This window comes from Advenella incenata (assembly GCF_004217095.1).
GTDB classification, from domain to species: Bacteria; Pseudomonadota; Gammaproteobacteria; order Burkholderiales; family Burkholderiaceae_B; genus Advenella; species Advenella incenata.
This window is the reverse complement of record NZ_SHKO01000004.1, coordinates 135,171-156,822: the sequence shown is the minus strand read 5'-3', so window position 1 is coordinate 156,822 and position 21,652 is coordinate 135,171. Positions and strand designations below refer to the sequence as shown.

18 protein-coding genes are annotated in these 21,652 nt (G+C 55.2%); 5 read left to right on the top strand and 13 right to left on the bottom strand.

The window, feature by feature from the left end; all coding sequences use genetic code 11:
• Positions 1-18: 18 nt before the first annotated feature.
• Positions 19-675 (bottom strand): 3-isopropylmalate dehydratase small subunit, encoded by a 657-nt coding sequence (leuD, locus tag EV681_RS19675; protein ID WP_128396211.1) that lies wholly within the window; start codon positions 673-675, stop codon positions 19-21.
• Positions 676-679: 4 nt separating this feature from the next.
• Positions 680-2,083, bottom strand: a complete 1,404-nt coding sequence (leuC, locus tag EV681_RS19670; protein WP_128396210.1) for a 3-isopropylmalate dehydratase large subunit — start codon at positions 2,081-2,083, stop codon at positions 680-682.
• 375 nt (positions 2,084-2,458) lie between these two features.
• Between leuC and aptA the strand changes: the two genes are divergently transcribed.
• Together aptA and fahA are read left to right on the top strand one after the other, a co-directional pair.
• The gene (gene aptA / locus EV681_RS19665; protein WP_130304921.1) at positions 2,459-3,778 is read left to right on the top strand and encodes an omega-aminotransferase AptA; all 1,320 of its coding nucleotides are present in this window, start codon (positions 2,459-2,461) and stop codon (positions 3,776-3,778) included.
• Between the two features lie 129 nt (positions 3,779-3,907).
• Positions 3,908-5,236 carry a fumarylacetoacetase gene (gene fahA, locus EV681_RS19660; protein WP_128396208.1) on the top strand — a complete coding sequence of 443 codons (1,329 nt, stop codon included), beginning with the start codon at positions 3,908-3,910 and terminating at the stop codon, positions 5,234-5,236.
• Positions 5,237-5,386: 150 nt separating this feature from the next.
• Here the strand turns inward: fahA and aroC are convergent, their stop codons facing one another.
• The 3 genes from aroC to EV681_RS19645 all read right to left on the bottom strand — a co-directional run bounded on the left by aroC (position 5,387) and on the right by EV681_RS19645 (position 8,472).
• A complete protein-coding gene (aroC, locus tag EV681_RS19655) occupies positions 5,387-6,442 on the bottom strand; it encodes a chorismate synthase (RefSeq protein WP_128396207.1) in 1,056 nt (351 codons plus the stop codon).
• 168 nt (positions 6,443-6,610) lie between these two features.
• Positions 6,611-8,095 carry a protein adenylyltransferase SelO gene (locus EV681_RS19650; RefSeq protein ID WP_128396206.1) on the bottom strand — a complete coding sequence of 495 codons (1,485 nt, stop codon included), beginning with the start codon at positions 8,093-8,095 and terminating at the stop codon, positions 6,611-6,613.
• Between the two features lie 2 nt (positions 8,096-8,097).
• Entirely contained in the window at positions 8,098-8,472 is a 375-nt protein-coding gene (locus EV681_RS19645; RefSeq protein ID WP_165393158.1) for a DUF2069 domain-containing protein, read from the bottom strand.
• 332 nt (positions 8,473-8,804) lie between these two features.
• Between EV681_RS19645 and EV681_RS19640 the strand changes: the two genes are divergently transcribed.
• Both EV681_RS19640 and EV681_RS19635 read left to right on the top strand, forming a co-directional pair.
• Positions 8,805-10,229: a YihY family inner membrane protein gene (locus tag EV681_RS19640; RefSeq protein WP_242612327.1), complete on the top strand. Its 1,425-nt coding sequence runs from the start codon at positions 8,805-8,807 to the stop codon at positions 10,227-10,229.
• Between the two features lie 234 nt (positions 10,230-10,463).
• Positions 10,464-10,922 carry a CBS domain-containing protein gene (locus EV681_RS19635; protein WP_128396204.1) on the top strand — a complete coding sequence of 153 codons (459 nt, stop codon included), beginning with the start codon at positions 10,464-10,466 and terminating at the stop codon, positions 10,920-10,922.
• A gap of 203 nt (positions 10,923-11,125) precedes the next feature.
• Here EV681_RS19635 and EV681_RS19630 read toward each other — a convergent pair whose 3' ends face one another.
• The 3 genes from EV681_RS19630 to EV681_RS19620 are packed head-to-tail and all read right to left on the bottom strand — an operon-like array spanning position 11,126 to position 14,033.
• Positions 11,126-11,932 carry a metallophosphoesterase family protein gene (locus EV681_RS19630; protein WP_128396203.1) on the bottom strand — a complete coding sequence of 269 codons (807 nt, stop codon included), beginning with the start codon at positions 11,930-11,932 and terminating at the stop codon, positions 11,126-11,128.
• Between the two features lie 8 nt (positions 11,933-11,940).
• On the bottom strand, positions 11,941-12,963 hold the full coding sequence (locus tag EV681_RS19625; RefSeq protein ID WP_165393148.1) for a diacylglycerol/lipid kinase family protein: 1,023 nt from the start codon (positions 12,961-12,963) through the stop codon (positions 11,941-11,943).
• Between the two features lie 11 nt (positions 12,964-12,974).
• A complete protein-coding gene (locus EV681_RS19620) occupies positions 12,975-14,033 on the bottom strand; it encodes an alcohol dehydrogenase (RefSeq protein WP_130304920.1) in 1,059 nt (352 codons plus the stop codon).
• Between the two features lie 275 nt (positions 14,034-14,308).
• On the opposite strand from EV681_RS19620, the gene EV681_RS19615 reads away from it, so the two are divergent.
• Complete coding sequence (locus EV681_RS19615; RefSeq protein ID WP_128396200.1) at positions 14,309-14,596, top strand: hypothetical protein; 288 nt, start codon at positions 14,309-14,311, stop codon at positions 14,594-14,596.
• Here EV681_RS19615 and yfaE read toward each other — a convergent pair.
• From yfaE to EV681_RS19590, 5 genes are all read right to left on the bottom strand, one after another.
• Positions 14,550-14,882, bottom strand: a complete 333-nt coding sequence (gene yfaE, locus EV681_RS19610) for a class I ribonucleotide reductase maintenance protein YfaE (protein ID WP_128396199.1) — start codon at positions 14,880-14,882, stop codon at positions 14,550-14,552. The two genes, EV681_RS19615 and yfaE, sit on opposite strands and share 47 nt — an antisense overlap.
• The gene (gene nrdB, locus EV681_RS19605) at positions 14,879-16,012 is read right to left on the bottom strand and encodes a class Ia ribonucleoside-diphosphate reductase subunit beta (protein WP_128396198.1); all 1,134 of its coding nucleotides are present in this window, start codon (positions 16,010-16,012) and stop codon (positions 14,879-14,881) included. Before nrdB ends, yfaE begins: the two co-directional genes overlap by 4 nt.
• Before the next feature lie 28 nt (positions 16,013-16,040).
• Positions 16,041-18,314, bottom strand: a complete 2,274-nt coding sequence (gene nrdA / locus EV681_RS19600; RefSeq protein ID WP_128396197.1) for a class 1a ribonucleoside-diphosphate reductase subunit alpha — start codon at positions 18,312-18,314, stop codon at positions 16,041-16,043.
• A gap of 306 nt (positions 18,315-18,620) precedes the next feature.
• Positions 18,621-19,727, bottom strand: coding sequence for a tRNA dihydrouridine(20/20a) synthase DusA (gene dusA, locus EV681_RS19595; RefSeq protein ID WP_278044097.1), 1,107 nt, complete (start codon positions 19,725-19,727; stop codon positions 18,621-18,623).
• Complete coding sequence (locus tag EV681_RS19590) at positions 19,724-21,502, bottom strand: ClcB-like voltage-gated chloride channel protein (RefSeq protein ID WP_165393147.1); 1,779 nt, start codon at positions 21,500-21,502, stop codon at positions 19,724-19,726. Before EV681_RS19590 ends, dusA begins: the two co-directional genes overlap by 4 nt.
• Positions 21,503-21,652: the final 150 nt, after the last annotated feature.

Here is a 21,652-nt window from a genome sequence, read left to right as displayed (position 1 = left end):
TTACTAATGCTAATAGGATTATCGTGACAGGCCGGCACTGCCTTCCAGCCAGGGATGGCGCGCCAGGCGCTCGGCTTCGAATGTGCGGATCTGGTCGGAACGACGCAATGTCAGACCGATGTCGTCAAAGCCATTGAGCAGACAGTATTTGCGAAAGGCGTCTACTTCAAAGCCCAGTTCCCGTCCGTCGGCGGCAATGACCACCTGGCGTTCAAGGTCAATGCGCAGTTTGTAGCCATTGAATGCACGCACTTCGTCAAACAGCCGGCTCACTTCCAGCTCGGAGAGCACAATTGGCAGCAGGCCGTTCTTGAAGCTGTTATTGAAAAAGATATCGGCATACGAAGGTGCAATAATTGCCTTGAAACCGTACTGAGTAAGTGCCCACGGCGCATGTTCCCGGCTTGAACCACAACCGAAATTTTTACGCGCAAGCAGTACACTGGCACCCTGATAGCGCGGCTGGTTGAGCACGAACTCGGGGTTAAGCGGCCGGTTGCTGTTGTCCATGCCCGGCTCACCATGATCCAGATAACGCAGCTCATCGAACAGATTGGGGCCAAAACCGGAGCGTTTGATGGATTTTAAAAACTGCTTCGGAATGATCAGGTCGGTGTCCACGTTCTCGCGGTCCAAAGGGGCGACCAGGCCTTCATGAATGGTAAATGCTTCCATGCTGTTATCCTAATTTTCTGACGTCGACAAAATGGCCGGCAATAGCGGCTGCAGCAGCCATGGCCGGGCTTACCAGGTGGGTTCTGCCACCCTGGCCCTGACGGCCTTCGAAGTTACGGTTGGAGGTGGAGGCACAACGTTCCCCCGGCTCAAGACGATCGGCATTCATGGCCAGACACATGGAACAGCCCGGTTCACGCCATTCGAAGCCGGCATCCACAAAGATCTTGTCGAGCCCTTCCTTTTCCGCCTGCTGCTTGACCAGACCGGAGCCGGGCACCACCATGGCCTGAATCACATTGGAGGCCACACGGCGGCCCCGTGCCACTTTGGCTGCGGCGCGCAGATCTTCAATCCGGGAATTGGTACAGGAACCAATGAACACGCGGTCTACCCTGATGTCGGAAATGGGTGTATTGGGTGTCAGACCCATATACTGCAGCGCGCGTTCCATGCCATTGCGGCGAACATCATCCTTTTCACGATCAGGATCGGGGATGCGATCCTCAATGGAAAGCACCATCTCGGGCGACGTGCCCCAGGTCACTTGCGGGCGCACCTGACGGGCATCAATATCAATGATTTTGTCAAACTTGGCATCGGTATCCGAATGCAATGTCTTCCAGTAGCCCACCGCCTGATCCCACAAGACGCCAGTAGGCGAGTATGGGCGATTCTTGAAATACTGAATGGTCTTATCGTCCACGGCGACCATACCTGAACGGGCGCCGGCTTCAATCGCCATATTACAGACTGTCATGCGACCTTCCATGGACAGGTCGCTGATGGCCTTGCCTGCAAATTCAATGGCATGGCCTGTGCCGCCTGCAGTACCAATGACGCCGATTATATACAGGACCAGATCCTTGGCAGTACAGCCAAACGGCAGATCGCCGCTGACACGGATCAGCATGTTCTTGTTTTTTTTCATCAACAGCGTTTGCGTGGCCAGCACATGCTCCACTTCCGACGTTCCGATGCCGAAAGCCAGTGCGCCCATGGCGCCGTGGGTGCTGGTATGCGAATCGCCGCAAACCACGGTCATGCCGGGCAGCGTTGCACCCTGTTCCGGTCCGATCACGTGCACAATACCCTGACGCAGATCGTTCATGCGAAACTCGGTAACCCCATAAGTCTCGCAGTTTTTGTCCAGCGTATCGACCTGCAGTTTCGAGATAGGGTCACTGATGCCCTGGGCACGACCCATGGTTGGCACATTATGGTCGGCCACCGCCAGATTGGCAGACAGGCGCCATGGCTTGCGTTCAGCCAGCGCCAGGCCTTCGAAAGCCTGCGGGCTGGTCACTTCATGCAATAAATGACGGTCGATATATAAAAGACAGGTGCCGTCGTCTTCCTGGTGCACCACGTGGGCGTCCCAGAGTTTGTCGTAAAGGGTCTGAGCCAAAATGTTCTCCTGATAATGCTGGTATGCGGATTCATCGACTGTTGCGTGAACCCTGCCGTGCGCTGCTCGTTCTGCTGTTGTCCCGAACCAATATGGTATGGATACGATCTTGTTTCCCGGACTGCGCATGGTAGAGCGAACGCCCCCCGCGTTGGCAAGGATCGCGGTCGGTATAGTCGTTTCATGCGCTATATACGTATTATGGCCGAATCAATATCGATAACAAGCCAATATATTATACTGGTATCAATACTACTATAATATCTGGCAACACCAGCGCCGGCACCCTAATTGTCGCTTCCCGGTCAAACCTGCCAGCGAAACAGAAAATTGCCGCTATTGTGAGTAGAATAGAACATCTACTCGGAGACACGAATGACGACTCAGACCCCAGATCTTTCCCATTTATGGATGCCCTTTACCGCCAACCGAAGCTTTAAGGCAGCGCCTCGTCTGCTCGCCTCTGCCAAAGGCATGTACTACAAGAGCACTGACGGGCGCCAGATTCTGGACGGATGTGCCGGATTATGGTGTGTCAATGCGGGGCATTGCCGCGACGAAATTGTCCAGGCTATTGCCACTCAGGCCGCCACGCTGGACTATGCGCCCAGTTTTCAGATGGGCCATCCGCTGGCATTCGAAACCGCCACTGCGGTAGCTGCGCTGATGCCCAAAGGGATGCAACGCATTTTCTTTACCAATTCCGGCTCCGAGTCGGTCGATACCGCCTTAAAGATCGCCCTGGCTTACCATCGGGCAAATGGCCAGCCGCAACGCACCCGCCTGATCGGGCGCGAGCGCGGCTATCATGGCGTCGGTTTCGGCGGCATTTCGGTGGGTGGCATCAGCCCGAATCGCAAGGCTTTCTCCAACTCGCTGATTCCGAACGTCGATCATCTTCCCCATACCCACAATCTGGAGAAAAATGCCTTCAGCAAAGGACAGCCTGCCTGGGGCGCGCATCTGGCCGACGAACTGGAGCGGATCGTAACGCTGCATGACGCCTCTACCATCGCCGCCGTCATTGTCGAGCCCATGGCCGGATCAACGGGCGTGCTGATTCCGCCCAAAGGCTATCTGGAACGTTTGCGCGAGATCACCAGCAAGCATGGCATTTTGCTGATTTTCGACGAAGTGATCACCGGATTTGGCCGACTGGGCGCCAACACGGCAAGTGACTACTTCGGCGTCACGCCGGACGTTATCACCATGGCCAAGGGTATCAGCAATGCGGCTGTACCGGCCGGTGCGGTGGCTGTCACAAATTCCCTGTACGATACGGTTGTCAACGCCAGCGAAAACGGCATTGAGCTATTCCATGGCTATACCTATTCGGGTCACCCCCTGGCAATGGCAGCCATTGGCGCAACCCTGGCGCTTTATCAGTCCGAAGGCATCTTCGAGAACGCCAGAAAGCGCTCGCCCGCTTTCGAAGCGGCTGCCCATGCCCTGAACGGCTTGCCAAATGTCATCGACGTGCGCAATCTGGGCATGGTCGCCGGCGTAGAACTGGCGCCGCGAGAGAACGCGCCGGGCGCACGGGCTGCCGAGGTATTCCAGCGCTGCTATGATGCCGGGGTCCTATTGCGCTATACAGGCGACACCATTGCCCTATCGCCACCGCTGATTGTCAATGAAGAACAGATCAATACGCTGTTTGATGTACTTGGCCAGGCCATTAGTCAGACAGCTTAAGTGACCACCGACACTGGCCACTGATGCCCACAGGGGTCCGCGAGACGACTGCGGGATTCTGCGAATGTGCCACGATTGCAATATTGGGTACACTTCTCAACCGGAATTTTTATTGTTAACTATTGAATCATGATTACACTTAACGCGACACACCAGGCAGACCTCACCAGCTGGGTGGACAGTGCCAACACAGCCGGCAACGGTTTCCCCATTCAAAACCTGCCCTTTGCCTCATTTCGCCGTCGCGGATCCGGCGAAGCATTTCGTCCCGGGGTCGGCATCGGCAATCAGATCGTCGACCTGTCCCGCCTGTATGACCTGAATCTGTTTACCGACAAGGCGCAACAGGCACTGGAGGCATGCCAGGGCATCCAGCTCAATGGCTTGATGGCGCTTGGCCAGCCCTACTGGTCTGCACTGCGCCTGGCATTATCAGAGGCCCTGCGTTCCGGCTCGCCGCATGAAGAGGCCATCCGTCCATTGCTGGTGGCACAGGACGAAGCCGAATTCATCACCCCGTCGCGCATTGGCGACTACACCGATTTTTATATCTCCGTGCACCACGCCACCTCTATCGGCAAACAGTTCCGGCCCGACAATCCGCTGCTGCCAAACTACAAATGGGTACCCATCGGCTACCATGGCCGAGCCTCAAGCATTGGCGTGTCCGGCCAGGCGTTCCCGCGCCCAGTAGGCCAGACAAAGCCACAAAACGAGGGCGACGCACCCGACTTCGGCCCATGCAAACGGCTTGACTACGAACTGGAACTGGGAATATTCGTTGGTGAAAGCAATGAACAGGGCCAGCGCATAGATATCGAGCAGGCAGAAAAACATATCTTTGGTTTTTGCATTCTGAACGACTGGTCGGCCCGCGATCTGCAAGCCTGGGAATACGTACCGCTGGGTCCGTTTCTTTCCAAGAACTTTGCCTCTACCATTTCACCGTGGATCATCACCCTGGAAGCGCTAGAGCCATTTCGTACCGCGTTTTCCCATCCGGCCACAGATCCACAGCCGCTGCCCTATCTGCATTCGCAAGCCAACGCTGAAGGCGGCGCCTATGATATCGAGCTGGAAGTACAAATCACAACGCAACAGTCACGCGATAGCGGTCAGCAACCCTTTACGCTGGCCACCAGCAATTTCAAGGATGCCTACTGGACTGCCTCGCAACTGATCACTCATCACACGGTCAACGGCTGCAATCTGCAACCTGGCGATATGCTGGGCACCGGTACGCTGTCCGGCCCCAATGCCGACCAGGCGGGTTCTTTGCTTGAGCTTTCTGCTGCCGGCAAAAAACCCATTTCCCTGCCATGGGGTGAGAGCCGCAGCTTTCTGGAAGACGGCGATGAGATCATCATGAAGGCGGTCTGCAAAAAGGACGGCTATCCCGATATTTCATTTGGATCTGTATCGGGCACGGTGCTCAAAGCCAATTTCAAATCAGAGTAAGACGTCGTGTGAACGAAGCGGATAGCGCACATATGCCTGTCCTGTCCGCTTCAATATTGATTCAATTGGCAAACGCCTGGGCAATCCGCTGGGCACACTGGGTCTGGCATGCATCCGCGCAAAGCCAGCCTTGAGATTCGTGAAGCGAGATCAACGATAGGCTTGCTGTCGCAATGCGTGATCAATCAATATCAAGGCCAGCAATGCTTCGGCAATCGGCGTGGCGCGAATGCCCACGCACGGATCATGGCGACCCAGCGTCTGCACCATGACCGGCTCACCCGCCCGGTTTATCGACTTGCGTTCGATGCGAATACTGGAGGTGGGTTTAATGGCAAGCGAAACGGTAATGTCCTGGCCAGTGGATATACCACCGAGCACCCCACCGGCATGATTACTCAGATAGCCGTCGGGTGTAAGCTCATCGCCGTGCTCTGAACCGCGCTGTGCAATACACTCAAAACCAGCGCCAATGGATACGCCTTTTACCGCGTTCAGACCCATCATTGCAAATGCAATATCGGCATCGAGCCTGTCATACAGGGGCTCGCCCCAGCCGGCCGGCAGTCCCTGGGCCACCACTTCGATGCGCGCACCAATGGAGTCGCCATCCTTGCGCAACTGATCCATAAACGCCTCCAGCTCGGGCACCACCGAGGCATCGGGGGCATAAAACGGATTGGTTGCAATTTCGTCCCAGGATTTGAACGGGATCTGGATGGGGCCCAACTGGCTCATATAACCCCTGATGACTGTACCGAACTTTTCGCTCAGCCATTTTTTGGCGATGGCTCCGGCAGCAACCGTTGGCGCCGTCAGCCGTGCCGAAGAACGGCCGCCCCCGCGCGGATCACGAATGCCATATTTTTCCCAATAGGTCCGATCGGCGTGGCCAGGACGGAAAGTGTCGGCGATCGCGGAATAGTCCTTGCTGCGCTGATCCTGATTGCGGATCAACAGGCCAATTGCCGTGCCTGTAGTTTTGCCTTCATACACGCCAGACAAAATCTCAACGGTATCGGGCTCCTGCCGTTGCGTCACATGGCGCGATGTTCCGGGACGCCGACGATCAAGTTCAACCTGGATATCCTGGGCAGACAAGGCCATGCCCGCCGGACAGCCATCCACCACGCAGCCGATCGCCGGCCCGTGGGATTCACCGAAGTTGGTGACCGAAAAAAGTTTGCCTAATGTGTTACCCGACATATCTTATCCAGTAAAAATGTGTTGCACGTCTTTTGCGGACCGAGCAAAGTAGTGAAGAATACCAGAAACTGCGGCACCGCTCGCCTTAACGTCAACTGCAGCCAGCTGCCACTTGCCGGCCAGCCAGAATCGATGAGAATCCGGCCGCCTGCCGCTGACTGCTCTCAGCTATGATGAACAACTGACTTCAAGCTCACGCCCCCACTGCGGCGGCGGTTCCGCATAATGTTCCATGCCCGGTTGGGCAGTATAGGGATCACGCAGCACTTGCAACAGGGAATCGGTCACACTCATATCCCCTTTTGCCGCTGCCTGTATCGCCTCTTCTGCCAGATAATTGCGCAATACATAAAGCGGGTTGACCCGATCCATCCGGCCGGCACGGGCCTGGGCATCGCCGTCATTGTCCTGCAAGCGCGCGCGGTACGATACCAGCCATTGCTCAAGCCCGGCTGTATCGGCAAACAGACTGCGCAATGCGCTTTCATCATCATCAATCTGCGCCAGATAACGAAAACTCAGGGTGAAATCTGCTGCCTGGTCATGCAGTACGCGCCACCAGCCATCAATAAGCTCATCGTCTCCTTCCTTCCAGGCTTGTAACCCCAGCTTGGCAAGCATGCGGTCCCTGTAGGCGGCAATGAACAAACCCTCGTAGCGCTCAAGCCGCGCCTTCAGGCGCTCGGGGTCTGCCCCCAGGGCCACAAAGCAGTTGGCAAAACGATATAAATTCCACAGACCGACAGACGGTTGCGCATTCCAGGCGTAGCGTCCCTGTGCGTCGGTGTGATTGCAAACGTGATTGATACGGAATGCATCCATGAAACCATAGGGGCCGTAATCCAGCGTCAGGCCCAGCACCGACATATTGTCGGTATTCATGACGCCGTGATTGAAGCCCACGGATTGCCAGTCGGCCATCAACGTGGCTGTGCGCTCGATCACGACATCAACAAACCGCTCGATAACATCGTTCAGCGTGTGTTCACTGTCCGGGGCCGGCACCTGGTCGGCAAAAAAATTGCTAATCACATAGTCCAGCAACTCCCGCAGGCGCGCAGGATCCTTTGCCGCATACCAATGCTCAAAAGAACCGAACCGGACAAAGGACGGCGCTACACGCGCCACAATCGCCGCCGTTTCAACGGTTTCGCGGTATACAGGATCATCCGAGCCGACCAGGCATAGCGCCTGGGTGGTTGGGATGCCCAGTCCGGTCATGGCCGCACTGGCCAGATATTCGCGCACCGAAGAGCGCAATACGGCGCGGCCGTCTCCCATGCGTGAATACGGAGTCTTGCCTGATCCCTTGAGCTGAATTTCCCAGTCTACCGGCTTGCCTTTGCCGTCTGTGCCGCCAATAGCACCCAACAGATGGGCGCGCCCGTCGCCCAGTTGGCCAGCCCAGACACCGAACTGATGTCCGCTATATACTGCCGAGAGCGTCACGCCCCCGGGCAGGTCGGCGTTGCCGGACATGACAGATAAAAACTGTGGCGAACGCGCATCCTCCATGGTCAGTCCCAACAGGGCCAGTACGTCAGGATTGACATGCAGCAAGGTCGGATCTGTCAGCCCCTGCATCCTGAGCCGCGTATAAAATGCCGGCGACAAGGATGCGAACTGGTTGCTGACTTTCAGATTCGAATGCATTGTTATTTCCCCTGTTTTTTGGCGCGTTTTGCCGCCTGCTTGGCCGGTCGCACATAAAGAATGGCGGCCAGAAAAAACACCAGCGCCAATACCGTTTCAACGGCCCCGAGCATGGAAGACGTAGTGCTGATATCAGAATACCAGCGAACCACCCCTTCGGTAAAATACAGCAGCACCAGCATGGATGACCATTGCAGCGTATACAGATTGCCTTTGTAAACACCATACAAGGGGAACAACAGTGGCAGCGCCTTCAGGACGTACACGCTGCCGCCAGGCATCAGCGGATCAAGGAATAATTCCCAGGCGATGCACAGCAAAAACAGCAGCAAAAGCGAGACAAACGCCGCCACCCGATAGCACGGATTCAATGCAATCTGCCGTGCCTGGTGGACCGACTCAGGCGCCGGCTCTGTTGCGGATGTCGGCGATAGCTGCGGGTTGGCGGAACCGGCCTGCGGCACATCGGCATCAGGCGCTGAAGAAGGCTTTGTCAAAATAATTTCCAGTCTGGCTAATCAATCTGTCCATTATATTCGTTGTCATCCCCGCAATCGCTGCAAGTGCGACAACTGTCCAGCAATTACAATTTGCAACTGCACCGCGCGAGGGCGCAACTGCATGATCTTTGCGGTTTGTTATACTGAAATTATCCTGACCCGAGTATCACCGTGTTGGCATTCCAACGCGGTAAACCAGCCATCTGATCATGACAAAACACAACGATTTCGATTTGGAACAGCAAAAGAAACAGGAACAACAGGAAGCAATGGAAGCTCAGGAGGAGTTGCGACTGAATATGGGAGACTCGGAACTGGGCTTCGAGTTCTACAAAAAAGCCATCAAATTCGGCGGACAGCGGCTGATTCGCGACAAACTCACGCAGGTAGCCTCAAGCCTGACCTTTACGACTGTGCTGGCCATCGTGCCTATGCTGGCCGTTATCCTGTCGCTGTTTACCGCCTTCCCGCTGTTTACAGATTTCAAAGTCTCGCTCGAGCAGTTTCTGACGCACAACCTGATGCCCGAGACAGTCTCGGAAACCATCATGAGCTATCTGAACCTGTTCGCCCAGCAGGCCTCCAAGCTGACAGCGATCGGGGTAGGCTTTCTGATCGTGACATCCATCATGCTGATGATGACGATCGACGAAGTACTCAATGATATCTGGAATGTGACCCGTCGCCGCCCGATCGGGCAGCGCATCCTGGTGTACTGGGCAATTTTGTCGCTGGGGCCCGTTTTCCTGGGTGCCAGCCTGTGGACCTCTTCCTACATTGCACAGGAAAAACTCGGGCTGGTTACCCAGTTTTCCGTGATCAAGAGTGTGTTATTCACCCTGGTGCCGGTGATCGTCTCCGGGCTGATCTTCGCCCTGCTCTATTATCTGGTTCCAAACCGGAAAGTCGCCTGGAAAGACGCCTTGATCGGTGGCTATACCACGGCGGTCCTGCTGGAAATCATGAAGGCCGGATTTGCATACTATATTACCCGGTTCCCCTCCTATACGCTGATCTACGGCGCCTTTGCCACGATCCCGATTTTCTTGTTGTGGATTTATCTGTCCTGGCTGGTCGTGTTGTTTGGCGCAACCGTGGCCGCGCTGGCGCCACAGATACGCAGTGGTCAAATGCGCGACAAGATGTCACCCGGCGTACATTTTGTGACCGCCTTGTTCGTTCTGCGCCTGTTGCATAGCGCACGCGATCAGAACCCGCCAGGTTATGGCACCAGCTATATTGCCGGCCAGATCAAGATGAACTACAGCGAAACGCTGGATATTCTTGAGCCGCTGGTTTCCATGGGCTACGTTGTCAACACGGCGGGCAAGCGCTCTGAGAGATGGGTGCTTGCCAGCAGCCTGGATGCCAGCCTGGACCCACTGGCCGATTGCTTTTTGTTTGACAGCAAGGTCATCGAAATCAGTCACGACCCTGCGTTGCGCCAGGTGATCGCACGTCTGCTGACTGAAGAGAACACCGTAAAATTGCGTGACATCCTGTATCTGACGCAGACCGACTCAGGACCGGCACCAGCGCCTGCCCCAATCACCGATAACGGCCATGACAAGGACAACGACAATACTGCGGCAACGCCGCCTGGTGCCACGAATACCACAGTGCACACCAGTTGAAGCCAGAATTTGAATGCCAGACCCAGGCGCATCTTCATTGCGTGCAACGGCCCGGGCTGCCGCTAACGGCGCCTGTCACGGCGATGGCAGGCAGCCGGTTTGTGACCTGCAGGGCACACACCCCGGCTGAATGGCTTTGCATCACGGTCGATTTCAGGTACATTTCCATATAACCAGTATCAGTTTCCGGTCAGCGCACCGGAGCGAGAGAAAAAAGGCTACAGGAGGATTGCCATGTTGAAAATCAGTGAAGTCTTGCGGGTCAAGGGCAATATCCTTTACACCGCCACGCCGGATCAATCCGTAGCGCAGGCCGTTGCGACCATGAGTGAGCGCGATATCGGTTCGCTGGTCATCATGGAGCAGGGGCAACTGACGGGGATGCTGACCTTCCGCGAAATCATCCGTCACATGCACGATTCGCCCGGGTCTCTTGAAAATACCACCATCCGCAAGATCATGGATGATGCGCCTGTGAGCGTATCGCCCAATACCGAAGCCGAGGAAGTACGACGACTTATGCTCGAGCATCACGCACGCTATGTCCCCGTCATGGACGGGCCAGTGCTGATGGGCGTGATCTCGTTCTACGACATGGCGCGCGCCATGCTTGAAGCGTCCAAGTTCGAAAATAAAATGCTCAAGGCCTATATCCGCGACTGGCCGGGCGAACCAGAAGACGAGAAAGACTGATAAATGAACCACTGACAGGCAGCGCGCTCGTCGGCTTGCCGAAAAGTGCCTCTGCCTGCCAGCTGTGCGTTGCAACGCTTGCAACCCATGTAATCCCCGCTACCACTACAACGTCTTGCAAAATCGGGCGCAGCAACCTTCTGCACCAAGCCCGTAACTGCAACACCCCTGTCAGACAGGCCTGGCAATCGGACAGGCCAAATCTAGCTGGTCTTCCATAGATCTTTTTCCACACACATGAACCGGTTGGGGTGGCTGCCATCTCGTGGCTGGTAGGTCCAGGTCGTAATGTGAATTTTCTTTTCCGGATACAGATCTATGACGTTCAATGAATTGGGTATATGTCGGCGGACCCGCAATGAGGTAGTCGTGCCCCCCTGCACAACCAGCATCGGATTGGCCAGATCAGGATAGCGTTGAATCAGCGGATAGACATACGGCACATGAATATGTCCGCCCAGGATCAGGTCTACACCGGCGGCAGACCAGGCGCGGATGGCCGCCTCATGGTTTTCGACCAGTTGCCCCTGGTCGGCCGGATCCAGCACATGAAACGGATGATGCGCCACCACCAGCACACTTTTGCGCGCGCTATTGTCTTGCGCCAGTTGTTCCACCCGCCTTATTTGTGCATCAGTCACAATACCGCGCTTATGTCGAAATGGCGTAGTGGTATTGACGCCAATAACGATCGCTGCACCGGTCTCGAACAGCGGCTCTACCTCCTTGTGCAGATAACGGCGATAACGCCCGTAAGGATCCGTGAAACGGGCCCATAGCGCGAACAGCGGAATATCATGGTTACCGGGAATACACAGTACCGGCGACGGCAGAGTTTTCAGATACGCATTGGCCGCCAGGAACTCGCGACGCGTGGCACGCTGGGTGATATCCCCTGACACGACGCACAAGGCGGGAGACAACTGCCTGACGGCATGGACCAGCGCATTGAGCACCTGTGCATTGACCGTGCCAAAGTGAACATCTGAAAGCTGGATAATCCGATACATGCGCGATATTATTCCTGTGATGGCTGCTGCGCCATCGACGCTGGCATCAGTATCCTGAGCAGGTCTTTATTGGCCTTGACGGTAAAGGGCGCCTGCAGCGTATGGACCTCGCCATCCATGGCAACCTCAATGCTGCGCCCGCCTTTTTTCTTGTCGATATCCAGTGATTCGAACGGAAAGCTGATGATCTGCCGATCCTGATCCAGCCGCCGGAAAATCAGCTTCAAGGCCAGCAGCAACATACGCTTGCGGCTTGACGGCTTGAGCACAATACCGTAAAGATAGCCATCGCCCATTTTCTCTTCATACTGCACGCCAGCCTGCTGGGCCTGAAGATTGTTATTACAGGCCATGAAACTGACCGTCTTCACCAGTTGACGGCCCTCTCCCTTATTAAATTGCAAGATGTAGGAACGACCGTATTTCATAATGGTGGAAAATGCCGCGAAAATGGCAATGCCGCGGCGCCGACCGAACTGGTTCTTCCATTGCTCCCGGTCGGCCAGCAATTGGGAATACAAGCCCAGCGTCGCATTCACAATGAAATGCACCCCGCCGATCTCTCCAGTCTGCACCGGCTGGATCCGACCCGTGAGCAAATCGCGCAATGCCGTGTCCGTGTCCAAAGACAGGCCGTGATCCCGTGCAAACATATTGAATGTACCAAATGGAACGATCGCCATCGGAAACTGCTGGGCAATGGCATGATTGGCCATGGCGCTGATCGTGCCATCACCGCCGGCCACCACCAGTATGGCATCATGTTTTTTTACCAGGCTGACCGCTTCTTTTTGCTTTTGCTCATGACTGTCTTGCGGGTAGACACAGACAATGTGATGCTCGCGCCCCTGCATTGCAGTTGCAATTTTTTCCAGAAACACTTCCGTGTCCTGGTTGCCGGAGCTGGCATTGGTAAAGAAAACGAAAGCGCGTCCCGATACATCGGCCGACGTTGATTCGGCCGGGGCAGCGTCCGCAAGGACGCCATCATTATCAGCACAAGCCTGCGATCCACTATTGGGAACAGTCATTATCATTCCTTTTACGGCGTCAGGACAGCCCTGCCGATCACTTTGCCAGCGTGCAACGCCATCAAAGTCTGATCTGCCTGCGCCAGCGGATGCTGGCTGACAGGAATAGGACGGATCCCGCCCTGCCTGACCAGCGTCATCAGTTCCTGCAACTCGGCCAGATTGCCCACATAGGACCCCTGTACCGTCGCGGCCTTCAGGGGAAACATAGCCAGCGGCCACTCACTTTGTCCGCCGAATAAACCGATAATGACCAGCTTGCCACCCTTGGCCAGCAGGTTGAACGCCTGCGTTGCCGTGGACGGGGCGCCGACATAGTCGATCACGGACCAGATGGTACGCGTACCCGCCGCTGCCTGAATATCCTGAATCAGCGTGGGGCTGTTGCCATCAACAGCGGCCAATGCCCCAGCCTGCAGCGCTGCTTCTCGTTTGGCCGGGTCCAGATCGACGACGACCGCCCCCTTGCCGCCCATGGCGTGCAGCCACTGCAGGCACATCAAGCCCAGGCCGCCGGCACCAAAGATGATCACGGGCTCATTTTGCAGGACGGCCGGATCAAACTTGCGCAACGCCGAATAGGTGGTCAGGCCGGAGCAGGCGTAAGGCGCTGCCTGTACCGGGTCCAGATCGCCAATATCCACCAGATACCTGGGATGCGGCACGACGATCTGCGTGGCATAGCCACCATCACGGTGAATACCCAGGCAGGCCGGCGCCGCACACAGGTTTTCGTCGCCGCGCAGGCAAACAACGCAGTTGCCGCAGCCAATCCAGGGATAGATCAGGTAATTTTTTCCGGCATCCAGTTGCCCCGCATCCGGCCCCACTGCCCGCACTGTCCCCACGGTTTCATGCCCCGGCGTCAACGGCAGACTGACACCACGATCCTTCAGCTCCAGGCGCTTTCCCTGGCCCAGATCGTAGCCACCCTCCCACAAATGCAGGTCACTGTGACAAACACCCGCCGCCTTGACATCCAGTACAACCTGGGTTCCTTGCGGGGTAAAGTCATCTTTTTCAAGCATTTGCAAGGGGGATTTGAAACCGGTAATGCAGTAACATTTCATATCTTTACCACTCCTATTATTCGCGCATGCCACGCGGGTCATGCCACAGCTCCTCTGGAATAGGTATTGTATATGAGGGTTTCGCAAATGCAGCGTACAGTTCGGATAATAATGGTCAATCTGCTATCTGAACCGCAGCAATATAGTCATAAGCATACGGTATTTCACATCGGCACGATGATCGCCTAGACTAGCAGTCAATACTGCCGGTGGGTGACCCTGCCCGCTCACGAAGGCTCGTGCCGGCAGGCATTGCCTGATAACAGGGGAAATCGATGAAACCAGATCCGAAATGGTCTTTTGTATTAACCGTTCTGCTTTTTGCCGGAATGATGATCGGATTGTCGCTATCGGTCCTGAACGACTTCATGGCACAAGCGGCGCCACTGGCCGGGCGTGATATTTTCGTGATGACCATGCACGTTATCTGGCTGCTGCTGTGGTCCATTGCTACGGTATTCGCATTGAAGTACGCCCTGCGACCGAATGACAAGGACAATCGGCATAAGGGCGCGCCTACTTCTGCTCGTCAGCCCCGAAATCCAGCGACGTCTGAATATTGAATTCTTCACTGAGCGAAGGCTGTTCAGACAGATGCAACAGCCGGGCCTCGATCTGCAATGGCCCTTCGGGCACGCAACAGCACGGCAGTATTTCGTCTTTTGCGATATAAGCCAGCGGCTCCGTTAGATACTTTACCCTGCCCGCCAGCACATGCGTCCTGCATGAGCCGCAATAGCCGGCGCGGCACTGGAACTCCACTTCGTGGTTGGTGCGTTCCAGTCCTTCAAGCAGCGTTTCTCCCTCCAGCAATTCGAACCTGCTATCGGTCGTTACGACAGATGTCATAGTTCGAAATGCTGCAGATCGTCGGTATTCATTTGTGAATCAATTTGCCCGATCAGATAAGAGCTGATTTCCACTTCCTGCGGCGCAACCTGGACATTATCTGAAGACAGCCAGGCATTGATCCATGGAATCGGATTCTGTCGTACTCCGGGAAATGCAGCCTGCAGCCCAACGGCCTGCATGCGCAGGTTGGTAATATATTCAACGTACTGGCACAGGATGTCCTTGTTCAGCCCGATCATGGAACCCCCTTTGAACAGGTATTCGGCCCATTCCTTTTCCTGCAGGGCTGCCTGCTTGAACAGATCAAAGCACTGTTCGCGGGTTTCACTGGCGATCTCAGCCATTTGCGGATCATCTTCTCCGCTGCGCAAAATATTGAGCATATGCTGCGTGCCTGTCAGGTGCAGGGCCTCGTCACGGGCGATCAATTTGATAATCTTGGCATTGCCTTCCATCAGCTCGCGCTCTGCAAAGGCAAAGGAGCATGCAAAACTGACATAAAAGCGAATCGCCTCGAGCACATTGACGACCATCAGGCACAAATACAGCTTTTTCTTAAGTTCACGCAGGGATACAACCACTTCCTTGCCGGCAAGCATATGCGTGCCTTCGCCGAACTGGTTATACAACTGCGTATACGAGATCACGTCATCGTAATAGAAGGCGATATCGCTCGCGCGCTTCAGAATATATTCATTGGCAACGATATCGTCGAACACCACTGATGGATTGTTCACGATATTGCGGATGATATGCGTGTATGAGCGCGAATGGATCGTCTCGGAAAACGACCAGGTCTCAATCCAGGTTTCCAGCTCAGGAATGGACACCAGCGGCAGCAGCGCCACATTCGGGCTGCGACCCTGGATCGAATCGAGCAGTGTCTGATATTTCAGATTGCTGATAAAAATATGCTTTTCATGTTCCGGCAGCGTCTGATAGTCGATCCGGTCCTGAGACACGTCCACCTCTTCGGGACGCCAGAAAAAGGACAACTGCTTTTCAATCAGCTTTTCAAAGATTTCGTATTTCTGCTGATCATAACGTGCCACATTGACCGACTGACCAAAGAACATGGGTTCTTTCATCTGGTCGTTCGGTGTCTGACAAAAGGTACTGTATGCCATTGTTTTCTCTTACTCAATTACTGCCTGGTCAGATCTTGCATGCGCCGCTTTCGCAGTCGTCCTGTGCCTGATCTTCCTGTTTGTCTTCCGCGCCATCACGGGTGTTCTGGTAATACAGTGTTTTGACACCGAATTTGTATGCCGTAAGCAAGTCCTTGATCATCTGGTTCATGGGCACACGTCCGCCGTCAAAACGGGCTGGGTCGTAATTCGTATTGGCCGAAATAGACTGGTCGACAAATTTCTGCATGATGCCCACAATCTGCAAATAGCCATCATTATTTGGCATGCTCCACAGCAATTCGTACTTATCCTTAAGGCGGTCGTACTCAGGCACTACCTGTTTCAGAATCCCGTCTTTGGAAGCCTTGACAGTAACCAAGCCGCGCGGTGGTTCAATACCGTTGGTGGCATTGGATATCTGCGAAGAGGTCTCCGAAGGCATCAGCGCCGTCAGGGTGGAGTTGCGCAGACCATGGGTAGTAATTTCCTTGCGCAGCGATTCCCAATCCAGATGCAACGGCTCATTGCAAATGCCGTCAAGATCCTTCTTGTAGGTATCGATTGGCAAAATCCCCTTGGAATAAGTCGTTTCATCAAAGGCCGTGCATGGGCCAAACTCCTTGGACAGCGCGACCGAGGCCTTGAGCAGATAATACTGGATCGCCTCGAAGGTGCGGTGCGTCAGGGCATTGCCACTGCCATCGGAATATTTGGCATCGTTCTTGGCCAGGTAATAGGCGTAATTGATAACGCCGATACCCAGCGTACGCCGCTTCATGGAACCAATATATGCGGCCTTTATCGGATAGTCCTGATAATCAAGCAAGGCATCGAGCGCGCGCACGGCCAGATCGGCCAGGCCTTCGAGCTCGTCCAGCGATTCAATGGCCCCCAGATTGAACGCAGACAGCGTGCACAATGCAATTTCGCCGTTTTCGTCATTGATATCTTCCAGCGGCTTGGTCGGCAGCGCGATTTCCAGGCACAGATTGCTCTGGCGCACGGGCGCCACGGCCGGATCAAACGGGCTATGGGTATTGCAGTGATCCACGTTCTGAATATAAATGCGGCCGGTACCGGCGCGCTCCTGCATCATCAGGGAAAACAACTCAGTTGCCCTGACCGTACGCTTGCGAATAGTGGGGTCTTGCTCGTATTGGGCGTACAGTTGCTCGAAGCGATTCTGATCTTCGAAAAACGCATCGTACAAGCCAGGCACATCCGAAGGAGAAAACAGCGTGATATCGCCGTTTCTGATCAGGCGCTGATACAGCAGCCGGTTGATCTGCACGCCATAGTCCATATGACGTACGCGATTTTCCTCGACACCCCGATTATTCTTGAGCACCAGCAGCGATTCAATTTCCAGATGCCACATGGGATAGAACAGTGTGGCCGCACCACCTCGCACGCCCCCCTGCGAGCAGCATTTGACGGCCGTCTGAAAGTGCTTGTAAAAAGGGATGCATCCGGTATGCTGTGCCTCGCCACCGCGAATGGCACTGCCAACGGCACGAATGCGACCAGCGTTGATACCGATGCCGGCGCGTTGCGACACGTAGCGCACGATAGCGCTGGTCGTGGCATTAATGGAATCCAGGCTATCGCCACACTCGATCAGCACGCACGAGCTAAACTGACGCGTAGGCGTGCGCACCCCCGACATGATGGGCGTAGGCAAGGAAATCTTGAACAGCGAGGTCGCATCATAGAAACCCTTGATGTACGACAGGCGCGTCTCTTTCGGATACTTCGAGAACAGGCATGCGGCCACCAGAATATACAGGAACTGGGGGCTTTCATAGATTTCGTGATTGACACGATTTTGCACCAGGTACTTGCCTTCAAGCTGCTTGACCGCACCGTAGGAGAAGCGCATATCACGGCTGTGATCGATATAGCTGTTCAGTTCGTCGAACTCTTCCCGTGTGTAGTCCTGCAGGATATGTTCGTCGTATTTGCCCATTTCGGTGAGCCGGCTGACGTGATCGTACAGGGACGGCGGATCGAACTGCTGGAAAGCTTTCTTGCGCAAATGGAAGATGGCCAGACGCGCCGCCAGGTACTGGTAATCAGGCGTAGCCTGTGAAATCAGATCGGCCGCTGCCTTGATGATGGTTTCATGAATGTCTTCAGTCTTGATGCCGTCGTAGAACTGAATATGGGACTTGAGCTCAACTTGAGACACCGAAACATGGTCCAGACCTTCTGCCGCCCAATCAATAACACGGTGAATTTTGTCCAGATCGATAGGTTCTTTTCTGCCGTCACGTTTAGTGACCAAGAGTGTGCTGTTCATTAGCGTATGCATATCCATGATGGTTGAAGGAACGGTTCGGAGCCGGACCGACTATAATCTATATATAGTGTTTTATTTTAGGTTTAACACAATATATAGTATTGATCAGGATATTTCAAGTAATTTCGGCTTCGTGAAAAACCTTGAAAAACAACACAATGCATTGATTAATATAGTTATTTTATCCGTTATAAAAAAATGTAACGATGTTGATTATACGCAATTGATGTGCATATTTTTCAGGCACGGCTACACTCCCTGTTCATGCCGGCCCTTCTTGCCTGACCATTGCCGATTGCTGTGCCGCTAGTCAATAAAAGCAAAGGCCTGATGCAAGACGTCCGGGTTCTGTGTTACCAGTTGCGCCGGGTCGGACAGATGGCGTCGCCATTGACGCGCGCCTTTGCGTCCGTTGAACAGGCCCAGCATGGGCTTGACAATGGCGCGTAGCGGAACGCCTTGTGCAACTTCCGACAGGGCATAGCCGGCCATCTGCTGCACAATCGTTGCATCATCGGCAACCGGCGTGTCGGGCCACAAGCGCCGACTGATATCACGCAGCAAATAGGGCTCGTGCCATGCGGCCCGTCCTACCATCGCACCGTCAAATGAGTCGACCGCCGAGCAGATCAGATCAGGCGCATTCAAACCACCGTTGAGCACAAACAGTGCATCGGGAAAATCGCACTTGAGCCGGGTCACAATATCGTAGCGCAGTGGCGGAATCTCGCGATTGTCTTTAGGAGACAGTCCCTTGAGCACCGCGTTGCGCGCATGCGCGATAAACACCCGGCAGCCCACCTCATACAGTTGCCCGACAAAATCACGCACGAAATCATAGGATTGATCGTAGTCCAGCCCAAGCCGATGCTTGACCGTAACAGGCACACTGACCGCATCCTGCATCGCCTTGACGCAATCGGCCACCAGGGCCGGCTCGGCCATCAGGCAGGCACCGAACGCCCCCTTTTGCACCCGCTCCGAGGGGCAACCACAGTTAAGGTTGATTTCATCATATCCCCAGCTTTGCCCCAGCGTGGCGCAATGGGCCAGCGCCGCAGGCTCGCTGCCGCCCAGTTGCAAAGCAACCGGGTGTTCCTGAGCGCTAAATTGCAAATGTCTTGGCACATCGCCGAAAACCAGGGCGCCGGTGGTGATCATCTCGGTATATAACAACGCATTGGGCGCCAGCAAACGGTGAAAATAGCGGCAATGCCTGTCTGTGACATCAATCATCGGCGCCACACTGAACTGCCAGGGACGCAGGCCAGTTTCATCCGTATAGTCAAGCACAGCGTGGCCTGCCGGGCTCGCCCCTGCAACAGCAACGGCATGGATATCGGTGCTGCCGCTGCAGATGTCTGGACCCGTTGCGGCAACCCGCTCTGTTATCTCTGTATGTGTCATGATCATTTGTCGCCGGAAATGCGAAAATCGATATGCGGTGGCTGATGCCGCTCACTGAGTGCACGCTGCTCTTCCAGTTGCTCAAGAATGGCCGATTTGCGCACCACTCCCAGCAATATCGGCTCATCTTTTGATAACAATACCGGCAAACGTTCGCCCATAAAAGTCAGGAACAGCTCCAGCCCCTCGCCCAGCGTCATGTCGGGATGCAGAACTGGAATGAAATGGGGCTGCACCATGAGTTCGGATATGGGCGTGGTCATGAGCGACTGCGACAGCAGCCAGCGCGTCACTTCCTGGTTGGATAACACTCCCTGGTAGTGATCATTCTCATCTACCACATAAATATACCGCACCGGATGATCCTGGAACATGGCCACTGCCTGTTCCAGCGTCTGATCCTGACGCAACACGGTTTGTGCTTCAATCACCAGCCCCTTGAGGGTCATGCTGCTTATCTGCCTTCTGAGCCGTGCCGCCTGCTCCCGCGACAGGGTCACGCCATACATGGCCGGGGTACTGAACAGGCTGCTGACCACATTTGCAATAACGCAGGCGAACATGAGCGGCAGCACCAGGTCAATCCGGTGAGTCATTTCAAATATCATCAGGATGGCCATCAGGGGCGCGTGCGTGCCCGCTGCCAAAAATGCGCCCATGCCAATCAATATGTATAGTGCCGGCTGAGCCGCCAGTTCGGGTATGACGAATGAAATGACCTGGTAAAACAGCATACCCACGCTGGCGCCCACCATCAACATGGGAGTAAATACACCGCCGGTCGCGCCCGAACCCACGGTCGCGCCGGTGGCCAGCACCTTGTAGGCCAGCATCAGCAATACCGCCGGCATGGTCCAGGACAGCGTCAGCATATCTTCAATCGGCCCGTAGCCGTTGCCCGACGCAGCAGGCTGCAGGATCAGAATGCCGCCCAGCAGCGCTCCGCCCAGCGCCAGACTAAATGGCAGCGGCAATCTGGTTTTGCGAAACAGCTGGCGAATGGCGTCCAGAAAACGCAGGAACAGTGGCGCCAGCAGTCCCGCAACAATCGCCAGCGCACACAGCAACAGCAGGCTCGCATCGATCGACAGTGAAATGGGTTTCACATCATAAGTGACACGATAATAGCCGGTCAGCTGCATGGTAATGTTGGCAACCCCTGCCGAGATAATGAGCGGCCCCAGCGTCGTGACCGACAGGGTTCCCAATACAATTTCGGCAACAAACAATGCGGCGGCAAGAGGCGCGTTGTACGCCGCCGAGACGCCGGCAGCGGCCCCGCAAGCGACCAGCAGCCGAATATCATTGGCGTTGAAAGCCAGAAAGCGGCCAATGGCCGACGCAACCATGGCCCCCAGATGCACCATGGCCCCTTCGCGGCCGATGGAACCGCCACTGACCACAGTGGACAGTGACGAGAGCACCCGCAGCGCCCCCTGGCGCAGGGACAGGCGTCCATCTGACAGGGCCACCGCTTCCATGTAGTCTGCGTTCATGTCCTTGCGCACTTTTGACGACAGCCACAGCAAGGTGCCCGCAATCAGCCCGCCCACGACAGGAAACAGGATGCGCTCGGTATCGGTCCAGCGACTGACCACTGTTTCAATCTCGCCGGGCACTGAGCCGGTCAGCAACTGCCCCCAATGTATGGCCATGTGAAACAGAATGGTCATGCCGGCCGCGGCAACGCCCACGACAATAGCCCAGACAAAGAACGCCGGACGGTTTGTCAGCCAGGCAAACTGAGTCAGTTTGTTTCGTGCCTCAAAAGGAGAAAACATGGCCATTGATTGGTCTCGGAGAAATAACGGGCGGCGCGCGAGACAGATCCCGGCAAACCGTAAAAAGTGCCCCATTGTAGCAAAACTCGATTGTGATTCTTTTGCACACAGACCGCCCCACGCGCTTATCGTGCTCAACCTGCACTAAAA